This window comes from Pseudomonas sp. LLC-1 (assembly GCF_002992185.1).
In the GTDB taxonomy this organism is placed as follows: domain Bacteria; phylum Pseudomonadota; class Gammaproteobacteria; order Pseudomonadales; family Pseudomonadaceae; genus Aquipseudomonas; species Aquipseudomonas monteilii.
Genome location: NZ_LUVY01000004.1, coordinates 1 through 16,477, shown reverse-complemented (window position 1 = coordinate 16,477; position 16,477 = coordinate 1). Strand labels below are relative to the sequence as shown.

The following is a 16,477-nucleotide window of genomic DNA, read 5'->3' as shown; positions in this document are numbered from 1 at the left end:
AGAGGTAAGGGTAGCCGCAGGGTTCCATTGCATCGCGGTAATGGCGGTTTCCTTCCATCGGCAATCTCACTATTATTGCGACTAATTCTTATCCGCATCGTTACAAGGATGATTGCGTGTACAAGGTCCCGCCTGCACCGCACGATGACATGCACTGCCTGTACCGCGACCACAGCGGCTGGCTGCAAGGCTGGCTGCGCCGGCGCCTGGGCGACCGGGAGCGGGCGGCGGACCTGACCCAGGACACCTTCGTGCGCCTGATCGCCAGCACGGTGGCCCACCCGTTGCGCGAGCCGCGCAATTTTCTGGCGACGGTGGCCAAGCGGGTGATGGTTGACCACCTGCGCAGGCGGTCATTGGAGCAGGCCTATCTGCAAGCCATGGCCCTGGAGCCGGAACTGGTGGAGGCGTCACCGGAACATCGGGTCGTGCTGCTGGAAACGTTGCTGCAACTCGATGCCATGCTGGACGGCCTGAACCACAAGGTGCGCCAGGCGCTGTTTCTTTCACACTTCGAAGGCTTGAGCTACGCCGAAATTGCCGAACGCCTGGGTGTGTCTGTCAGTTCGGTGACCAAATACATCGCCAAGGCCACTGAGCAGTGCCTGTTGTTCGCGCTGGATGCCGAGCTGTGAGCCCGGCGCAGCAAAGGCAGGCGCTGCGTGATGCGGCGCAGTGGCATGCCCGTTTGAGTGCCGGGGCGGACTACCCGGCGCTGTATCAGCGTTGGCAGGCCTGGCATCAGGGCGACCCGGTTCATCAATGGGCTTGGCAGCGTCTGGAGGCCTTTCACGCCGAGTTGCGCAGTGTGCCGGCGACCGTGGCGCAACGGACGCTGGTGGTGGAACCTCCATTGGCAGGCAGGCGTACTGTGCTCAAGGGCCTGGTGCTGGGCCTTGGTGTGTCCGGCCTGGCCTGGACCGGCTATCGGCAGACGCCGCTGTGGCTGGCTGATGTGCGCACCGCGACGGGTGAGCGGCGCCAGCTGAGGCTGGAAGATGGCACCCAACTAACGCTGAACACGGCCAGCGCCGTGGACATTCGCTATGACCACTTGCAACGCCTGATCATCCTGCGCGCGGGGGAGATCATGGTGACGACAGCCAAGGATGCACGGCCACTCAGCGTGCGCAGCCAACAGGGTGAGATGCGTGCGTTGGGTACGCGCTTCGTCGTGCGCCAGCTGGACGGGCAGACTGAACTGGATGTGCTTGAACATGCCGTTGCCGTGCGCAACCGGCCAGAGGCCGAGCCGCTTCGGGTGGAGGCGGGCATGAGCCTGCGTTTTGGTTCGGGGCCATTGCCTGCGCCCCAGGTGCTCGACCTTAATCGGGACGAGTGGGTGAATGGCCGGCTGGTGATCGACAACTGGCCGTTGGTTCGGGTGCTGGATGAATTGCAGCGCTATCGCCCGGGCTTTATCGAATGCGCCAAGGAAGTTGCGCACCTGCGCCTTTCCGGCGCTTTCCCGCTGGACGATACGGCGCGTGCGCTGGAGGCGATTGCCCAGGCGCTGCCCGTGCGTATCGAGACCCGCACACGGTTCTGGGTACGGGTGCGGCCTTTGGGCTGATGCTGCATCGGGTTTTTTTAAAAATATTTCTCGTTTGCATTGTCGGTTTTCCGGTTTCACACGACCCCTCCTGCAAACCGCCACTACAGGCCTTTGAAGGAGCCCCCCATGCATCGCCGCGTTACGCCACACAGCTACCCCAGAAAACCCCTTGTCGTTGCCATGTTCAGCGCCGCCTTGCTGTTGCAGGCGGGTGTGGTTCATCCGCTGAGTACCGCCGGGCAGGCCAGTGCTGCCGAAGCCGCACGCAGCTACGCCATCGCCGCCGGGCCACTGGGCGCGGTGCTCAGCCGCTTTGCCAGCGATGCGGGGGTGGTGTTGTCGTTCGAAGCCAAGTTGACCCAGGGCAAGCACAGCCCGGGGTTGCAGGGGACGTACAGCGTTGAACAAGGTTTTGCCCGGTTGCTGGCGGGGAGTGAGCTGCAGGTAATGGCCGCGAGCAATGGCAATTACGTGCTGCTGCCGCGCTCGACGGATGGCGCGCTCGAACTGGGTGCGACCAGCATCAATGCCGCAGGTTTGGGGGCTACGACGGAAGGGACAGGGTCTTATACGACCGGGTCGACCAGTACGGCGACGAAGATGAATCTGTCTATTCGGGAAACGCCGCAGAGCATCAGCGTCATTACCCGCCAACAGATGGATGATCAGCACTTGGCAAGCATCACCGACGTGCTGAAACAGAACCCGGGCATCACTATGTCCCAGGACGGCGGCGAGCGTTTTCACATTTATTCTCGCGGTTCGGAAATCAGTACCTATCAGCTTGATGGCGTGAACACCACTCAGGACTACCTGACACGCAACATGCCCAACACCTTGATGGACATGGCCATGTTCGACCGTATAGAAATCGTGCGCGGCGCCACTGGCCTGATGACCGGTGCGGGTGAGCCCAACGGCGTTGTCAACATGGTACGCAAGCGCCCCACCCGTGAGTTCCAGTCTTACGTACAGGCCGGTGTCGGCTCGTGGGACTACTACCGCGCAGAGGCGGACGTTTCTGGCCCGCTGATCGAAAGCGGCAAGCTGCGTGGCCGCCTGGTGGCCGCCAAGCAGAGTAACCAGAGCTTCATGGACTGGTACAGCCAGGACCGTGATCTTGTGTACGGCGTGCTCGAAGCGGACCTGACCGATACCACCACCGTGCGCTTCGGCATGGACTACCAGACCTACGACGCCAACGGGGCGCCAGGTGTGCCGCTGTTCTTCAGTAACGGCCAGCCCACCAACTTTTCCCGCTCGACCAGCTCCGGCCCGCGCTGGATGTATGAAGACTACGTCACCAGGAACTACTCCTTCGGCCTGGACCAGGAGCTTGGCAATGGCTGGCAGTTGAAAGTAGCCAGCAACTACATGGATGTGGATCGCGACTCGCTGTCAGCGTTCTACCGCACCGGTGCGGGGGTATCCACCCTTGATCAAGCCACCGGCAATGCCAAGCTCGACCTGCTGCAAGTTGACGCCCATCAGGTTCAGCGCGGTGCGAATATTACACTGCAAGGTCCTTTCGAACTGTTTGGCCGAACCCACGAACTGGTTACCGGCTTCGACTACATGGACTACAGGAACAATCACTTCACCGGAACGGCCGGCGCCGCCGACTTCAACTTTTACACTTGGGGTAACCGTGTTCCACAACCAGGCAGTTATTCACCCCTGCTGGACTACGACCTGAACATCCGCCAGACCGGCTACTTCATTGCCACTCGCCTGAACTTCACCGACGACCTGCATATGATCCTGGGAGCCCGTACCACCAGCTACCGCTCCAACTCCGAGCAAGTCGTACTTACCACCAACACGCCTTATGTATCGAACCTGCAGGAACGCGGTGAGGTAACGCCCTATGCCGGCCTGATCTACGACCTGAACGATGAGCAATCGGTCTACGTCAGTTACACCGATATCTTCAAGCCGCAGACCAACGTCGACCGCAACCGCAAGACCCTCGACCCGGTAATTGGCCAGAACTATGAAATGGGCTGGAAAGGCGAATTTTACAATGGTCGCCTGAATGCCAACGCGGCGATCTACTTGATCAAGCGTGACAACCTCGCCGTGCTCGACACTGATTTCGTGGCACCGGCAGAAGAAACGTGGTCGGCTTACAAGGCGGTAAGTGGTGCCGAGACCAAAGGTATCGACCTTGAACTGTCCGGCGAAGTAGCACCAGGATTGGAAGTGCATACTGGCTACAGCCATTCGCGCACAGAGGACTCCAGCGGCACTCGCCAGACCCCTCAGCTGCCTCTGGACACCTTCCGACTGTGGACCACCTTCCGCATGCCTGGTGAGTGGGACCGCCTGACCGTAGGCGGTGGCGTGAACTGGAACTCCAAGCAATCCATGGTCACCAGTTACAAGACCCGTATCACCCAGGACGACTACGCAGTGACCAGCCTGATGGCCCGCTACAAGATCAGCGAAAACCTGGCGGCCACACTGAACGTGGACAATATCTTCGACAAGAAATACTACGCAGGCCTGGCCGGCAACTATGGCCACTATGGCGCGCCGAGAAACGCGACGCTGAACCTGCGCTACGATTTCTGATCCGGCGCCCCAAAAGCTCAAGCACATAGGGGCAACCGTCCGGAAGCTTTGACACCACCCCATGTCTATCCGGAAAATAGCCCCCTTGTCTTGAGGATCATCAGAAATGGCTCTGCTTGGGCGTTACAACAGTTTGCAAATCGTGAAGCACGTGGACTTCGGCCTGTACCTGGACGGCGGTGCCGACGGCGAGATCCTGCTGCCCGGGCGCTACATCCCGAAAAACGCCGAAACCGAAGTCGATGACTGGCTGAACGTGTTCATCTACCTGGACAGCGAAGACCAGCTGATCGCCACCACCGAAAAGCCCAAGGTGCAGGTCGGCGAATTCGCCAGCCTCAAGGTCAAGGACATCAACGGTGCCGGCATCTTCCTGGACTGGGGCCTGTCCAAGGACCTGCTGATGCCGTACTCGGAAGAGGCGCGGCCGCTGAAGATCGGCGACTACTGCGTGGTGCACGTCTACCTCGACAAGCGCACCCGCCGCATCACCGCTACTTCACGCCTGGACCGCTACCTCGACGTCACCCCGGCTGACTACAAGGTCGGGCAACCGGTCGAGCTGCTGGTGGCCGGTGAAACGCCGATGGGCTTCAAGGCCATCATCAACAACCGTCACTGGGGCCTGATTCACAAGAACGAGGTGTTCAAGTTCCTGCGTTCGGGCATGCACGAGAAGGGCTTCATCAAGGAAGTGCGCCACGACGGCAAGATCGCCCTCAGCCTGCAGCCAGTGGGCGCGGCCCTGTCCGACAGCCTGCAAGAGCAGATCATGGCACGCCTGGAGGCTGAAGGTGGGGTGTTGGGCGTGTGCGACAAGAGCGACCCGGCGCTGATCAGCAAGCTGTTCAACGTCAGCAAAGGCAACTTCAAGAAGGCCATTGGCGGGTTGTTCAAGCAGGGCCTGATCGTCATCCATGACGACCGTATCGAAAAGGTCTGACTGCCCTTACGCCTGCACGAAGTTGCGAAAATCCAGCTGCTCGCCACCCGGACGGGTGTCGCGCAGCAGCGAGTCGCGGTCTGCGCTGAGGGCCAGGCTGATGGTCGAGCGGCGCTTGCCGGGCTTGCGCACTTCCATCTGCTCCAGGTGAGCCTTGAGGAAATTGGTGGGCACCTTCAGGTGCTGCAGCTCATCGCTTTCTGGCGTGTGCAACAGCAGGTTGACCCAGTCGGCCTGGCCTTTGCCCAGCAGCTTCACGGGTACTTCGAACCACCACAGGTTGCGCTTGTTGTCCAGGATGGCGAACAGCGTGTTGTTGCTGTTCAGCACCGGTTTGGCCAGTGCTTCGTTGCGCCGGGCGATGGCGGCGGGTTTGTCGAGTTTCATGCAGGTTCCTGCGGGTTGACGCTATGAAGGCCTGCATTGTGAGGGGTGGCACGGGGCGGGGCAAGGTTTGTGATTTGCGGTGCCTGTGCCGGCCTCTTCGCGGTTAAACCCGCGAAGAGGCCAGTAGCCTTACCGCCGAACCGGCAGGCTCAACTCGGAAGTAGCCCCATCAGCAGTCGTCACCGTCGCAGTAAAGCTGCGCAACCCGCCGATATTCTCCAGCACCTGGGCAATCCGCGCCTGCCCCTGCTCGTCACTGTTCACCAGCACGTCTCCAAGGTACTGCTCCGCCTCGGTGCCATCGGCTTGGGCATTACCAAAGAACTCCACGCGCAACAGGCTCGACACCGGCCCCTGCACCTCGCCGCGCAATACATTGCCTTCCAGCGCCATCAGCCGTGGCGCCTGCTGGTTGTGGTTAGGCAGCGGCTGGCAAGGCTTGGGCTCGCCTTTGGCATCACAGATGATCGCCTGGTCCTGCTTGGGCAAATCGGCCCCCACCCCGCGCGAACCCACATACAGCGCATGCGCCTGCGCCGGGACGCCAAACACGATGGCGCCCGTGCGTTGGTCAGGCACGCACGAGCCGCCCGCCTCGCAGCGGCGGATATCCTGGCTGTTACCCCAGATGCGGTTGGCGCTCAGGCGCGTGGCGGTCGTGTCCGGCTCCGGGCGCAGGGCCACGCCGATGCGGTTGCCGTGGATCAGGTTGCCGTCGAGGATGTTGCTCTCGCCGGTCACGCTGACCCCGATCGAGTTGCCGCTGAAGGTATTGGCTGCCAGGTAATTGCGCTTGCCCCAGTTGATCTGCAGGCCGTCGGAGTAGTTCTCGAAGCGGTTGCGCACCACGCTGTTGTCGTTGCCCAGCAGAATCTCGATGCCTTGCGAGGGCTCCGGGTTGGCAGCGGTGGAGCGGAACAGGTTGTCGGCCACCAGGTTGAACGCCGCGCCACGGGTCAGCTCCAGGCCGTCGCCATTGTCGATCAGCTGGTTGCGCAGCACCTTGTTGTTGTTCGTGGTGGTGGCGGTGGGATTACCGGCGCCGTCATCACCGGTCAGCATGATGCCCGCGCCGCCTTTGTTGGCGACGATGCGGTTGTCTTCGATCACGTTGCCGCTGGCGCGGTAGACCAGGATGCCGATGCAGAAGTTGCGCACCTCCAGGCCGCTCAAATGCACGCCTTGGGTATCGCGCAGCACCAGCCCCGGGTTGGTGGTGGTGCGCACGTTGGTGCCGAACTGGCCGGGCAGGGCGCCGGGGCAGGTGCGCACGCCTTGGTCCTTGATGTAAGCCGAACCGTCGATGGCGATGTATTGGCCATCGCGTGCCCAGGGCAGGCCAGTGATGCGCACCGGGCCTTTGATTTCTGGCAGTGGGCTATTGGGGCGGATGACGTAGGGCGGCTTGCCCACTGGCGCAATGTCGATGCGGTAATGGCCAGGGTTCTGGTTGCTGGTTTCGATGGCCCAGCGCAGCGAGCCGGGTTGGCCATCGTCGGCGTAATGCTCGACACGCAGGGTTTCAGGGTTGGCCGGTGCGGCGGCCAGGGCGGGCAAGGGGAGCAGTGGCAGCAAGGCCACCAACGCAGGCATCAGACGCATGGGTGCGGGTATCCGGAAAACATTGTTTTTATGAAGTGCCAGCCTGCTTTGGGCGGACGTTTGCGGGGATTCTAGGGCAGGGCTGATGGCATCGCGCGGGCGCAGGGGCGATTCGGTGCGGTATTCGCCCGCAGTTTTACCGCTTGGCTCAAGCGTTACAAATCCGTTGAAACTCCTGGCGAGGGCGTTGGGTCCACCGACTGTCGACACGGTTCACGTGTCTCCCATTGCAGGAGTTTTGCCATGAGCGGTACTACAGACAAAGCGAAAGGCCTGGCCAACGAAGCGATCGGCAACATCAAGCAGGGCGTCGGCAAGGTGACCGATAACGACAAGCTGCGGGCCGAGGGCAAGGCGCAGGAGCTGAAAGGCGAGGCGCAGCAGATCAAGGGCAATGTGAAGGATGCGGTGAAGAAGCCTTGATTCGAGGCAGCCTGACCCGACCTCTTCGCGGGCAAGCCCGCGAAGAGGCCGGACCTGTGTAAGCAAATTCTTCAAGCATGGCGGGGAGCAGCACAGCAACCGCAGGGTCTATTAGACTTACCCGTTGTACTGATGAATCAAGCGGCGAAAGGAGACGCTATGATTTTCCCCGACCTGCGCGGTCTGCCCCTGCACCGCGTGCTGGTACGCACCGTCAAGGAATTCCTCGACGACGAGATGTCCACCTATGCCTCCGCGCTGGCTTACCAGGCGTTGTTTTCGCTGTTCCCCTTCTTGCTGTTCCTGATTGCATTGATCGGTTTCCTGCACCTGCCAGACTTCTTCTCCTGGCTGCGCCTGCAAACCGAGCTGGTGCTGCCGCCCCAGGCACTGGAGCAGGTTAACCCGGTAATCGACCAACTCCAGCAGTCCAAGGGCGGGCTGCTGTCGGTGGGTATCGTGATTGCCCTGTGGACCGCGTCGGCGGGCGTGCGCCTGATGATGAGCGCCATGAACGCCGCCTACGACGTGCCCGAAGGGCGACCGGTATGGAAGCGCATACCGCTTTCCATCATCTACACCGTGGGCCTGGCCGGCATGCTACTGGTGGCGGCGGCGCTGATGGTGCTGGGGCCGCAGGTGATGGAGTGGATTGCCTCACAGGTGGGCATGCAGGAGTTCATCGTAACGCTGTGGACCATCCTGCGCTGGCCGGCGATCATCATCCTGCTGATGGTGGCCGTGGCGGTGATCTACTACGTGATGCCCGACGTGAAACAGAAGTTTCGCTTCATCACACCCGGCTCGGTGCTGGCGGTGGTGGTGTGGATCGTGGCCTCGCTGGGCTTTGCCTACTACGTGAAAACCTTTGCCGACTACAACGCCATGTACGGCAGCATTGGTGCAATCATCGTGCTGTTGCTGTATTTCTATATTTCCGCCGCCGTGTTGCTGCTGGGCGCGGAAATGAACGCGGTGATCGAGCACATGTCGAGCGAGGGCAAGAACCCTGGCGAGAAGGATTTTGAAGGGCACAAGGCCCCGCAAACCATTACCGTGCTGGGCCACGAACACCCGCAACCGAGCGAGCCCCAACCCTCCGAGCCGAACCCCAGATGATCCGTGACATTCTCAAGATGGGCGACGAACGCCTGCTGCGCATCGCCCCGCCCGTGCCCGAGCACCTGTTCGGTACGGCCGAATTGCAGCAACTGATCGACGACATGTTCGAAACCATGCGCCATGTGGGCGGTGTCGGCCTGGCCGCGCCGCAGATTGGCGTCGACCTGCAGTTGGTGATCTTCGGCTTCGAGCGCAGCGAACGTTACCCGGATGCCGAAGCGGTGCCGCAGACCATTTTGCTCAACCCGGTCATCACACCGACCTCCACCGAGGTCGAGGACGGCTGGGAAGGGTGCCTGTCGGTGCCTGGCCTGCGTGGCGTGGTGCCGCGCTTCAAGCACATCTGCTACGAAGGGGTCGACCCCCAGGGCAACCCGATCAACCGCTTTGCCGACGGCTTCCATGCACGGGTGGTGCAGCACGAGTGCGATCACCTGATCGGGCGGCTTTACCCATCGCGCATTCAGGACTTCGCCAAGTTCGGTTACACCGAGGTGCTGTTCCCGGGGCTCGACGTCAGCGACGACTGAGCCCGCTCCAGCGCTACCAGGCGTTTGCTGCGCTGGTAGCGCAGCAGGCGGCTTGCCAGGCTTTCGGGCAGTTGCCCGGCCATGTGGAAACCCAGGCGTTGATAGAAGGGCACCAGGTCCGGGTGGCAGAACAGCCAGGTTGGGCCATTGGCCTGCTCCAGCGCCGCCTCGATCAAGCGTCCGGCCATCCCCTTGTTGCGCTGTTGCGGGTCGACGAACAACCCGGTCAGCCAATAGCCATCGCCCACGGGGCTCAGGCTCAAGCCTGCAATGATGCCCGGCGCCCTCGCCACCCACAGTTGCGCATCGCTCGCAGCACGCATGCGCGAGCCGTGCTGACGGTAAAAATGGTCCAGCAGCCGGCGTTCTGTGTCCGAAAGCGTCGAGCAGTGAAGATATTTTAATGAAATGGCGAGTCCTGCCCTGAAAGCTGGCCAGAGGCTCTGGCTTGATGTTTTGCGGCCAATTTGACGCAGATTGTTGCAAATTCGGCAAGGGTGAATATCCGACTACGGGGTTCAACTATTGCCAAGCGGGAGTAGACTTTTACACATCCCCCCTGGCAGTACGAAGCGGGATCGGTACTTCGTGCCATCTTCACCGTAGATGGCAACTTCTCCGCGCCGTTCACGGCAATAGAAGTCAATCGATCAGCTTGAATGCTCAAAAGGCAAACCCACATGAAACCATTACTGATTCTTGCATTGGTCGGTATGTCCTCGTTCGCCCTCGCCGATGAGGCCACCCCCGTCTCCAGCCAGCCTGTGGCCCAGCAGTATGACTACTCCATGAACCTGGACATCAAACGGGTGATCAACCTGTCGACCATCCCCAATGTCTGCGAAGTGGTACCTGCCACCATGACCTATGAAGACCACCAGGGCCAGGTGCATACCATCCAGTACAGGGCCATGGGTGAGGGGTGTCAGCAGGGCTGATCAGGCCTTGGTAGGATACTGATGGCCCTCGCACCATCCTGTCGCCAGGGGGCCATCAGCTTTATTGCAGCTCAACCGATGAAAAATCCTGAATGAATATCGAGGAAAAAGTGCTATCTTAATTTGATAGCATTTTTCGATGAACACTCGATACCGTAAAATTCTTGAAGCGATTTTCCGAACGCCGACCACGGCGTCGTTGGCGTTCTCCGAGATTGAGGCATTGGTACTTCACCTGGGTGGCCAGGTGCAGGAACGGCAAGGCTCCAGGGTCAAGATGATGCTGGGTGACCACTTTTGGAGGTGTCATCGGCCTCATCCAGGTAAAGAAGCCAAGCGGTATCAGATTGAAGAAGCCCGCGAATTCTTGTTGCGGGCAGGAGTCAGGACATGAGTTGCATGCGCTACAAAGGCTATGCCGCGCGTATCGAGTACGACGAGCGTGATGACATCTTCGTTGGCCGTGTGCTTGGTATGCGAGACATCATCAGTTTTCACGCAAGCTCGGTGCCCGAATTGCATGAAGCGTTCCGCGAAGCGTTGGAAGATTACCTGGCCGATTGTGCAGAGCAGGGCATCACGCCTGAGAAGCCTGCCTCGGGCAAAGTCATGCTACGAATCCGGCCTGAGGTTCATGCTGCCGCGAGTGTCGCTGCCCGTGCTGCTGGCAAAAGCCTGAACCAGTGGGCTGATGAGGTCTTCGAACAAGCTGCTATGGCCTGAGCCAGGCGGGCTTAAGCCAGCACATCGTTTTTCTGCAATCGCTAAACCAGAATTTTTCCAAGGCCTGTCGATTCCTCCGTTCTCCGTTCGACCATAGGTGAAGGCACCACCGTGCCCCCATGACCTGTCGGAGGAACCCCGATGAGCACCGCAGCCGAAACCGAGATCCGCCAACTGATCGAGCGCTGGATGCAGGCCGTGCGCGATCGCGACATCCCCAACATCACCGCCCCCTATGCCGATGACATCGTCGCCTTCGATGCCATCCAGGCCCTGCAATTCAAGGGCAAGGCTGCCTACACCGCGCACTGGGAAATGTGCATGGGCATGTGCACCGGCCCCATGGTCTTCGAACTGGCCGAACTCACCGTACACGCCGCTGGCGACCTGGCCCTGGCCCACTGGTTGAATCGCTGCGGCCCGGGCGATGACGAAAGCCAGTGCGGCTTCATGCGTGCCACCGTGGGCTATCGTCGTCAGGGTGGCCAGTGGCAGGTGATCCATGAGCACTGGTCGGCGCCGTTCGACATGGAAACCCAGAAAGCCCTGTTCGATCTCAAGCCCTGAGCCGTTATCGCCAAACGCACTTTGCCAATGCCCTGGAGGCGACCATGAAATACCTGTGCCTGGTCTATTGTGACGAGGGGCTGCTGCACAGCCTGCCCGACAGCCCGGAAGACGCCGAATGCATGGCGTATGCCGAAGCCATCCAGGGCTCCGGGCGAATGCTGGCGGCCGAGGCGCTGAAGCCTGTGCAGACCGCCACCACGGTACGCCTGCGCAACGGGCACATGAGCCTGACCGACGGCCCGTTCGCCGAAACCAAAGAGCAACTGGCGGGTTTTTACCTGGTGGAGGCCCGCGACTTGAACGAGGCGCTGAACATCGCCAAGGGTATTCCTGCCGCACGGGTCGGTAGCGTCGAGGTAAGGCCCGTGCGCCAACTGCAACCCTGACAGCAAAGGAGCACAACAATAATGAGCCTTGCCCAACCTGCACCTGCCCAACACGAGTTGTCCATCAGCCGCTTGATCGACGCGCCCCCGGCCAAGGTGTTCCGCGCCTGGACCGAGCCCCAGTGGCTGATGCAGTGGTGGGGGCCGCACGGCATGACCACCCCGGAGTGCGAGATGCAGTTGTGGGCCGGCGGCCTGTTCCGCACCCTGATGCGCGCGCCGGATGGCAGCGAGTACCCGAACCAGGGTGTGTTTCTGGAAATTGCCGCACCACGGCGGCTGGTGTTCACCGATGCCTTCGGCCCCGGCTGGGTGCCCTCGAACAAGGCCTTCATGACCGCCGTGATCAGCTTTGACGAGGAGCAAGGCAAAACCCGCTACACCGCCCGCGCCTGGCACTGGAATGCCGCCGACTGCCGGGCCCATGAGGAGATGGGCTTTCACCTGGGCTGGGGAGAAAGCCTGGACCGCCTGGTGGAGGTGGTGACCCAGCGGATGCCCGACTGATGGCGGCACTGGCGCAAGTGCGCACCGAAGTCGAGGCGGTGTACCGGCGGGAGTCGCGGCGCATTTTGGCAACGTTGATCCGCTTGCTGGGTGATTTCGACCTGGCCGAGGAGGCCATGCATGATGCTTTCTTCATCGCCGTCGAGCGTTGGCAGCGCGACGGCATCCCCGAAAACCCAAGGGCGTGGCTGGTTTCCACCGGGCGCTTCAAGGCCATCGATGCGCTGCGCCGGCGCGCCCGTTTTAACCGCTCCCAGGCAGACCTGAGCATGCTGCTCGACGGGCAGGCACAGGACCCCAGCGAAGAAGAGTTGCTGGCCGATGACCGCTTGCGGCTGATCTTCACCTGCTGCCACCCGGCACTGTCCGCCGATGCCCAGGTACCGCTGACCCTGCGCGAAGTCTGCGACCTGACCACTGAACAGATTGCCCGCGCCTTCCTGCAAAGCCCGGCCACCATTGCCCAGCGCATCGTCCGCGCCAAAGCCAAGATTCGCGATGCCGGCATTCCGTACCAGGTGCCGGAGCTGAACGAACTGCCCGAACGGCTGGAGAGCGTGTTGCGGGTTATCTATCTGGTGTTCAACGAAGGCTATTCGGCGTCATCGGGCGAGGCGCTGCTGCAGCAGGAATTGAGTGACGAAGCCATCCGCCTGGCGCGGCTGCTGGTGCAGTTGCTGCCCGACCCGGAGGCGGTCGGCCTGCTGGCCTTGATGTTGCTGCAGGCGTCGCGGCAGCAGGCGCGAACCGATGCCCAGGGCAACCTGGTGGTGCTGGAGCAGCAAGACCGCAGCCTGTGGGACCGGCAACGCATTGACGAAGGCTGCGAGCTGGTGCGCCAGGCGCTGCAAAGCCGCGCGTTCGGGGCCTATACCGTGCAGGCGGCGATTGCTGCGGTGCATGCCGAAGCATCGACGGCAGCGGAGACGGACTGGGCGGAGATTGTCGGGCTTTATGACGTGTTGCAGCGGCATTGGCCGTCAGCCGTGGTGGAGCTGAACCGGGCGGTGGCGCTGGCGAAGCGGGATGGGCCGGAGGTTGGCTTGCGGGCGGTCGAAGGGATTCTGGCGCGGGGGGAGCTGCTGGACTATCACCTGGCGCATGTGGCGCGGGCGGAGTTGCACTACCAGTTAGGGCAGGTGGAGGCGGCGCGAGCGGCGTGGCGGCAGGCGCTGGCCTTGACTCGGCAGGCGCCGGAGCGCAGGCATATCGAGCGGCGGTTACAAGCCGTTGAGTGATGCCTGCTGTGCCGGCCTCTTCGCGGGTAAACCCGCTCCCACAGGATTGCATCAAGGCTGAATGCGGTGAGGTCCCTGTAGGAGCGGGTTTACCCGCGAAAGGGCCGGTACTGGCTAAATCAATCTTCAGCTGGCCACAAAATTCGGCGGCGACACCAGCTCGACAGTCTGCTGTTTGCGCGGTGCCAGAATTTCGGCCTCACCCTCGACCACCAGCTCATCGTTCTGGTTGTACACATTGGTGGCGATACGCACCTTGAACTTCGGCAGCTTCTCAAGAATTTCCAGGCGCACGGTCAGGGTGTCGCCAATTTTCACCGGCTTCTGGAAGCTCATTTTCTGGCCCAGGTAGATGGTGCCAGGGCCGGGCAGGGTACAGGCCACTGCAGCACTGATCAATGCGCCGCTGAACATGCCATGGGCAATGCGCTCGCGGAACATGCTCTTGGCGGCGAACTCGGCGTCCAGGTGCACCGGGTTGTGGTCGCCGGACATGGCGGCGAACAGCTGGATGTCGCGCTCTTCAACAGACTTCTTGTATTCGGCCTTCTGGCCGACTTCGAGGGCTTCGTAAGGCGTGTTGGTGACCTGGGACATCGGGGCTTCCTTAAGCGGTGGGCGAGGGCGGCTATCATTCACTGCGCACAGGGCGGCCAAGGGCCAGCGCCTGTTCAAGCCAGCCGAGAATATCGGCGGTGACCTCGTCACGGTTGGTTTCGTTGAGCACTTCGTGCCGCGCCTCAGGATAGACGCGCAGCTGTACATGTCGATTGCCGGTCGCGCGCAGGGCGTCGGCCAGATGGGTGAGACGCTTGCCGGCACTGACGGGATCACATTCACCACCGATCACCAGCATCGGCAGGTTCGGATCGATCTGCGCGAGGTTACTCGGCTGGCTGATCTGCGCCAAGCCTTGTAACAGGTCGAGCCACAGCTGGTTGCTGCAACGAAAGCCGCACAACGGGTCGTTGACGTACAGGTCGACTTCGGCCGGGTTGCGGCTAAGCCAGTCGAACGCCGTGCGGTTGGGCTTGAAAGCCTTGTTGAACGAGCCGAACGACAACCACTCGATCAGTGCACTTTTGCCCAACGGCCCCTGACGCCAGGCCTCCAGCCGGGCAATCTGCCGGGCCACGCGGTAAAGCGTCGCCGGCTGGTAGTTGGAGCCACTCAGGATGGCCCCGTGCAGGCTGGCACTGTGGTGCAGCAGGTAGGCCTGGGCGATGTAGCTGCCCATGCTGTGGCCGAACAGGAACAGCGGCGTGCACGGGTATTGCTGACCGATGTGCTGGGCCACTCGGCCGAGGTCGTTGACCACGGCATTCCAGCCATGATCGCGGGCGAACAGGCCGAGGCTGCCCTGTTCGGCAGTGCGCCCGTGACCGCGCTGGTCGGCCGCGAACAGGGCAAAGCCGGCCTCGCTCAAGGCCTGCCCAAGGCGTTGGTAGCGCCCGGCATGCTCGGCCATGCCATGGGCCAGCAGCACCACGGCTTTCACCGGTTTGGCCGGCAGCCATTGGTGCACATACAGGCTGCAGTGCTCGCTGGCGGGTAGCCAGAAGGCGTTGTGAGGCATGGCGGGTCCTTGTGCGCACAGGTACCCGAACAGTGTATGCACAACCGGCCGGATTGCAGGAAGGGCACAAATAAGATTCACAATGTTAATGGCGGCACTTGGCGTATATGCCACCTTGGACTTACCTGTTAACGTCGGATCAACGCCTTTTCGCCGGCTGGCGATCAGGTAATGGACTAAAGGACGCAGTGCAGGTCCAGGCAGAGGAACAATAATAAATGCAAGCCGACTTCTGGAATGACAAGCGCCCGGCGGGCGTGCCTTCCACCATCGACATCAATGCCTACGCCTCGGTCGTCGAGGTGTTCGAGCGCTCTTGCAAGCGCTTTGCCGACCGCCCGGCGTTCAGCAACCTGGGCGTGACCCTCACCTACGCCGAGCTGGAGCGCCATTCAGCCGCCTTCGCCGGCTGGTTGCAGCAGCACACCGACCTCAAACCGGGTGACCGCATCGCAGTGCAGATGCCCAACGTGCTGCAGTATCCCATCGCCGTCTTCGGTGCCATGCGCGCCGGCCTGATCGTGGTCAACACCAACCCGCTGTACACCGAGCGCGAAATGCGCCACCAGTTCAAGGACAGCGGCGCGCGCGCACTGGTGTACCTGAACATGTTCGGCAAGCGTGTGCAGGAGGTGTTGCCCGATACCGGCATCGAATACCTGATCGAGGCGAAGATGGGCGACCTGCTGCCCACCGCCAAAGGCTGGCTGATCAACACCGTGGTCGACAAAGTGAAGAAGATGGTGCCGGCCTATCACTTGCCCCAGGCGGTATCGTTCAAACAGGTGCTGCGCCAAGGGCGCGAGCTGTCGCACAAACCGGTGCCGCTGAGCCTGGACGACATCGCCGTGTTGCAATACACCGGCGGTACTACCGGCTTGGCCAAAGGCGCGATGCTCACCCACGGCAACCTGGTGGCCAATATGCTGCAGGTGCTGGCCTGCTTCTCGCAGCATGGCCCCGACGGGCAGAAGCTGCTCAAGGACGGGCAGGAGGTGATGATCGCGCCGCTGCCGCTGTACCACATCTATGCCTTTACCGCGAACTGCATGTGCATGATGGTCACCGGTAACCACAACGTGCTGATCACCAACCCACGGGATATCCCGGGCTTCATCAAGGAGCTGGGCAAGTGGCGTTTCTCCGCACTGCTGGGGCTGAATACCTTGTTCGTTGCGCTGATGGATCACCCGGGGTTCCGTCAGCTGGACTTCTCGGCGCTGAAGGTCACCAACTCCGGCGGCACGGCGCTGGTCAAGGCCACCGCCGAACGCTGGGAAGACCTGACCGGCTGCCGCATCGTCGAAGGCTACGGCCTGACTGAAACTTCGCCGGTGGCAAGCACCAACCCCTATGGCAAGCTTGCCCGACTGGGCACGGTGGGCATCCCGGTGGCGGGTACC

General features: G+C 61.7%; 20 protein-coding genes. 15 read left to right on the top strand and 5 right to left on the bottom strand.

Features of this window, described 5'->3' with window-relative positions:
- The first annotated feature begins 116 nt into the window (after positions 1 to 116).
- The 4 genes from A0O30_RS02135 to A0O30_RS02120 all read left to right on the top strand — a co-directional run bounded on the left by A0O30_RS02135 (position 117) and on the right by A0O30_RS02120 (position 5,072).
- Entirely contained in the window at positions 117 to 635 is a 519-nt protein-coding gene (locus A0O30_RS02135) for a sigma-70 family RNA polymerase sigma factor (protein ID WP_105945418.1), read from the top strand.
- Complete coding sequence (locus tag A0O30_RS02130; RefSeq protein ID WP_105945417.1) at positions 632 to 1,573, top strand: FecR domain-containing protein; 942 nt, start codon at positions 632 to 634, stop codon at positions 1,571 to 1,573. Before A0O30_RS02135 ends, A0O30_RS02130 begins: the two co-directional genes overlap by 4 nt.
- Positions 1,574 to 1,681: 108 nt before the next feature.
- Positions 1,682 to 4,129: a TonB-dependent receptor gene (locus tag A0O30_RS02125; protein WP_105945416.1), complete on the top strand. Its 2,448-nt coding sequence runs from the start codon at positions 1,682 to 1,684 to the stop codon at positions 4,127 to 4,129.
- Between the two features lie 106 nt (positions 4,130 to 4,235).
- Complete coding sequence (locus tag A0O30_RS02120; protein ID WP_016711920.1) at positions 4,236 to 5,072, top strand: S1 RNA-binding domain-containing protein; 837 nt, start codon at positions 4,236 to 4,238, stop codon at positions 5,070 to 5,072.
- A gap of 6 nt (positions 5,073 to 5,078) precedes the next feature.
- On the opposite strand, the gene A0O30_RS02115 is transcribed toward A0O30_RS02120, so the two are convergent.
- Positions 5,079 to 5,459 (bottom strand): hypothetical protein, encoded by a 381-nt coding sequence (locus A0O30_RS02115; protein ID WP_060498687.1) that lies wholly within the window; start codon positions 5,457 to 5,459, stop codon positions 5,079 to 5,081.
- Positions 5,460 to 5,588: 129 nt separating this feature from the next.
- The gene (locus tag A0O30_RS02110; protein ID WP_105945415.1) at positions 5,589 to 7,061 is read right to left on the bottom strand and encodes a nitrous oxide reductase family maturation protein NosD; all 1,473 of its coding nucleotides are present in this window, start codon (positions 7,059 to 7,061) and stop codon (positions 5,589 to 5,591) included.
- A 243-nt stretch (positions 7,062 to 7,304) separates the two neighbouring features.
- Here A0O30_RS02110 and A0O30_RS02105 point away from each other — a divergent pair, with 243 nt between their 5' ends.
- The 3 genes from A0O30_RS02105 (at position 7,305) to def (ending at position 9,136) form a co-directional block, all read left to right on the top strand.
- On the top strand, positions 7,305 to 7,484 hold the full coding sequence (locus tag A0O30_RS02105; RefSeq protein ID WP_060498688.1) for a CsbD family protein: 180 nt from the start codon (positions 7,305 to 7,307) through the stop codon (positions 7,482 to 7,484).
- Positions 7,485 to 7,643: 159 nt separating this feature from the next.
- Positions 7,644 to 8,603 carry a YihY/virulence factor BrkB family protein gene (locus tag A0O30_RS02100; protein ID WP_105945414.1) on the top strand — a complete coding sequence of 320 codons (960 nt, stop codon included), beginning with the start codon at positions 7,644 to 7,646 and terminating at the stop codon, positions 8,601 to 8,603.
- Positions 8,600 to 9,136: a peptide deformylase gene (def, locus tag A0O30_RS02095; RefSeq protein WP_016711916.1), complete on the top strand. Its 537-nt coding sequence runs from the start codon at positions 8,600 to 8,602 to the stop codon at positions 9,134 to 9,136. Before A0O30_RS02100 ends, def begins: the two co-directional genes overlap by 4 nt.
- On the opposite strand, the gene A0O30_RS02090 is transcribed toward def, so the two are convergent.
- On the bottom strand, positions 9,091 to 9,459 hold the full coding sequence (locus tag A0O30_RS02090; RefSeq protein WP_060498690.1) for a GNAT family N-acetyltransferase: 369 nt from the start codon (positions 9,457 to 9,459) through the stop codon (positions 9,091 to 9,093). The two genes, def and A0O30_RS02090, sit on opposite strands and share 46 nt — an antisense overlap.
- Before the next feature lie 357 nt (positions 9,460 to 9,816).
- Here A0O30_RS02090 and A0O30_RS02085 point away from each other — a divergent pair, with 357 nt between their 5' ends.
- From A0O30_RS02085 to A0O30_RS02055, 7 genes are all read left to right on the top strand, one after another.
- A complete protein-coding gene (locus A0O30_RS02085; protein ID WP_016711914.1) occupies positions 9,817 to 10,074 on the top strand; it encodes a DUF2790 domain-containing protein in 258 nt (85 codons plus the stop codon).
- Between the two features lie 139 nt (positions 10,075 to 10,213).
- The gene (locus A0O30_RS02080; protein ID WP_105945413.1) at positions 10,214 to 10,468 is read left to right on the top strand and encodes a type II toxin-antitoxin system HicA family toxin; all 255 of its coding nucleotides are present in this window, start codon (positions 10,214 to 10,216) and stop codon (positions 10,466 to 10,468) included.
- A complete protein-coding gene (locus A0O30_RS02075; RefSeq protein ID WP_105945412.1) occupies positions 10,465 to 10,797 on the top strand; it encodes a type II toxin-antitoxin system HicB family antitoxin in 333 nt (110 codons plus the stop codon). Before A0O30_RS02080 ends, A0O30_RS02075 begins: the two co-directional genes overlap by 4 nt.
- 141 nt (positions 10,798 to 10,938) lie before the next feature.
- On the top strand, positions 10,939 to 11,364 hold the full coding sequence (locus A0O30_RS02070; RefSeq protein ID WP_104835366.1) for a nuclear transport factor 2 family protein: 426 nt from the start codon (positions 10,939 to 10,941) through the stop codon (positions 11,362 to 11,364).
- A 44-nt stretch (positions 11,365 to 11,408) separates the two neighbouring features.
- Positions 11,409 to 11,753, top strand: a complete 345-nt coding sequence (locus tag A0O30_RS02065; RefSeq protein ID WP_105945411.1) for a YciI family protein — start codon at positions 11,409 to 11,411, stop codon at positions 11,751 to 11,753.
- Between the two features lie 21 nt (positions 11,754 to 11,774).
- Positions 11,775 to 12,260, top strand: coding sequence for an SRPBCC family protein (locus A0O30_RS02060; protein WP_105945410.1), 486 nt, complete (start codon positions 11,775 to 11,777; stop codon positions 12,258 to 12,260).
- The gene (locus A0O30_RS02055) at positions 12,260 to 13,498 is read left to right on the top strand and encodes an RNA polymerase sigma factor (RefSeq protein WP_105945409.1); all 1,239 of its coding nucleotides are present in this window, start codon (positions 12,260 to 12,262) and stop codon (positions 13,496 to 13,498) included. Before A0O30_RS02060 ends, A0O30_RS02055 begins: the two co-directional genes overlap by 1 nt.
- 126 nt (positions 13,499 to 13,624) lie before the next feature.
- Here the strand turns inward: A0O30_RS02055 and A0O30_RS02050 are convergent, their stop codons facing one another.
- Both A0O30_RS02050 and A0O30_RS02045 read right to left on the bottom strand, forming a co-directional pair.
- Positions 13,625 to 14,095, bottom strand: coding sequence for a MaoC family dehydratase (locus A0O30_RS02050; protein ID WP_051099445.1), 471 nt, complete (start codon positions 14,093 to 14,095; stop codon positions 13,625 to 13,627).
- 34 nt (positions 14,096 to 14,129) lie between these two features.
- The gene (locus A0O30_RS02045; protein ID WP_105945408.1) at positions 14,130 to 15,074 is read right to left on the bottom strand and encodes an alpha/beta hydrolase; all 945 of its coding nucleotides are present in this window, start codon (positions 15,072 to 15,074) and stop codon (positions 14,130 to 14,132) included.
- A 218-nt stretch (positions 15,075 to 15,292) separates the two neighbouring features.
- Here A0O30_RS02045 and A0O30_RS02040 point away from each other — a divergent pair.
- A partial coding sequence (locus tag A0O30_RS02040; protein WP_105945407.1) for an AMP-binding protein occupies positions 15,293 to 16,477 on the top strand: 1,185 nt, incomplete at its 3' end.

Excerpts from the sequence above, each read along its gene's own strand:
- A0O30_RS02125 (WP_105945416.1), top strand. The coding sequence starts at position 1,682 with ATGCATCGCCGCGTTACGCCACACAGCTACCCCAGAAAACCCCTTGTC.
- A0O30_RS02120 (WP_016711920.1), top strand. The coding sequence starts at position 4,236 with ATGGCTCTGCTTGGGCGTTACAACAGTTTGCAAATCGTGAAGCACGTG.
- A0O30_RS02115 (WP_060498687.1), bottom strand. The coding sequence starts at position 5,459 with ATGAAACTCGACAAACCCGCCGCCATCGCCCGGCGCAACGAAGCACTG.
- A0O30_RS02110 (WP_105945415.1), bottom strand. The coding sequence starts at position 7,061 with ATGCGTCTGATGCCTGCGTTGGTGGCCTTGCTGCCACTGCTCCCCTTG.
- A0O30_RS02105 (WP_060498688.1), top strand. The coding sequence starts at position 7,305 with ATGAGCGGTACTACAGACAAAGCGAAAGGCCTGGCCAACGAAGCGATC.
- A0O30_RS02100 (WP_105945414.1), top strand. The coding sequence starts at position 7,644 with ATGATTTTCCCCGACCTGCGCGGTCTGCCCCTGCACCGCGTGCTGGTA.
- def (WP_016711916.1), top strand. The coding sequence starts at position 8,600 with ATGATCCGTGACATTCTCAAGATGGGCGACGAACGCCTGCTGCGCATC.
- A0O30_RS02090 (WP_060498690.1), bottom strand. The coding sequence starts at position 9,459 with ATGCGTGCTGCGAGCGATGCGCAACTGTGGGTGGCGAGGGCGCCGGGC.
- A0O30_RS02085 (WP_016711914.1), top strand. The coding sequence starts at position 9,817 with ATGAAACCATTACTGATTCTTGCATTGGTCGGTATGTCCTCGTTCGCC.
- A0O30_RS02080 (WP_105945413.1), top strand. The coding sequence starts at position 10,214 with ATGAACACTCGATACCGTAAAATTCTTGAAGCGATTTTCCGAACGCCG.
- A0O30_RS02075 (WP_105945412.1), top strand. The coding sequence starts at position 10,465 with ATGAGTTGCATGCGCTACAAAGGCTATGCCGCGCGTATCGAGTACGAC.
- A0O30_RS02070 (WP_104835366.1), top strand. The coding sequence starts at position 10,939 with ATGAGCACCGCAGCCGAAACCGAGATCCGCCAACTGATCGAGCGCTGG.
- A0O30_RS02065 (WP_105945411.1), top strand. The coding sequence starts at position 11,409 with ATGAAATACCTGTGCCTGGTCTATTGTGACGAGGGGCTGCTGCACAGC.
- A0O30_RS02060 (WP_105945410.1), top strand. The coding sequence starts at position 11,775 with ATGAGCCTTGCCCAACCTGCACCTGCCCAACACGAGTTGTCCATCAGC.
- A0O30_RS02055 (WP_105945409.1), top strand. The coding sequence starts at position 12,260 with ATGGCGGCACTGGCGCAAGTGCGCACCGAAGTCGAGGCGGTGTACCGG.
- A0O30_RS02050 (WP_051099445.1), bottom strand. The coding sequence starts at position 14,095 with ATGTCCCAGGTCACCAACACGCCTTACGAAGCCCTCGAAGTCGGCCAG.
- A0O30_RS02045 (WP_105945408.1), bottom strand. The coding sequence starts at position 15,074 with ATGCCTCACAACGCCTTCTGGCTACCCGCCAGCGAGCACTGCAGCCTG.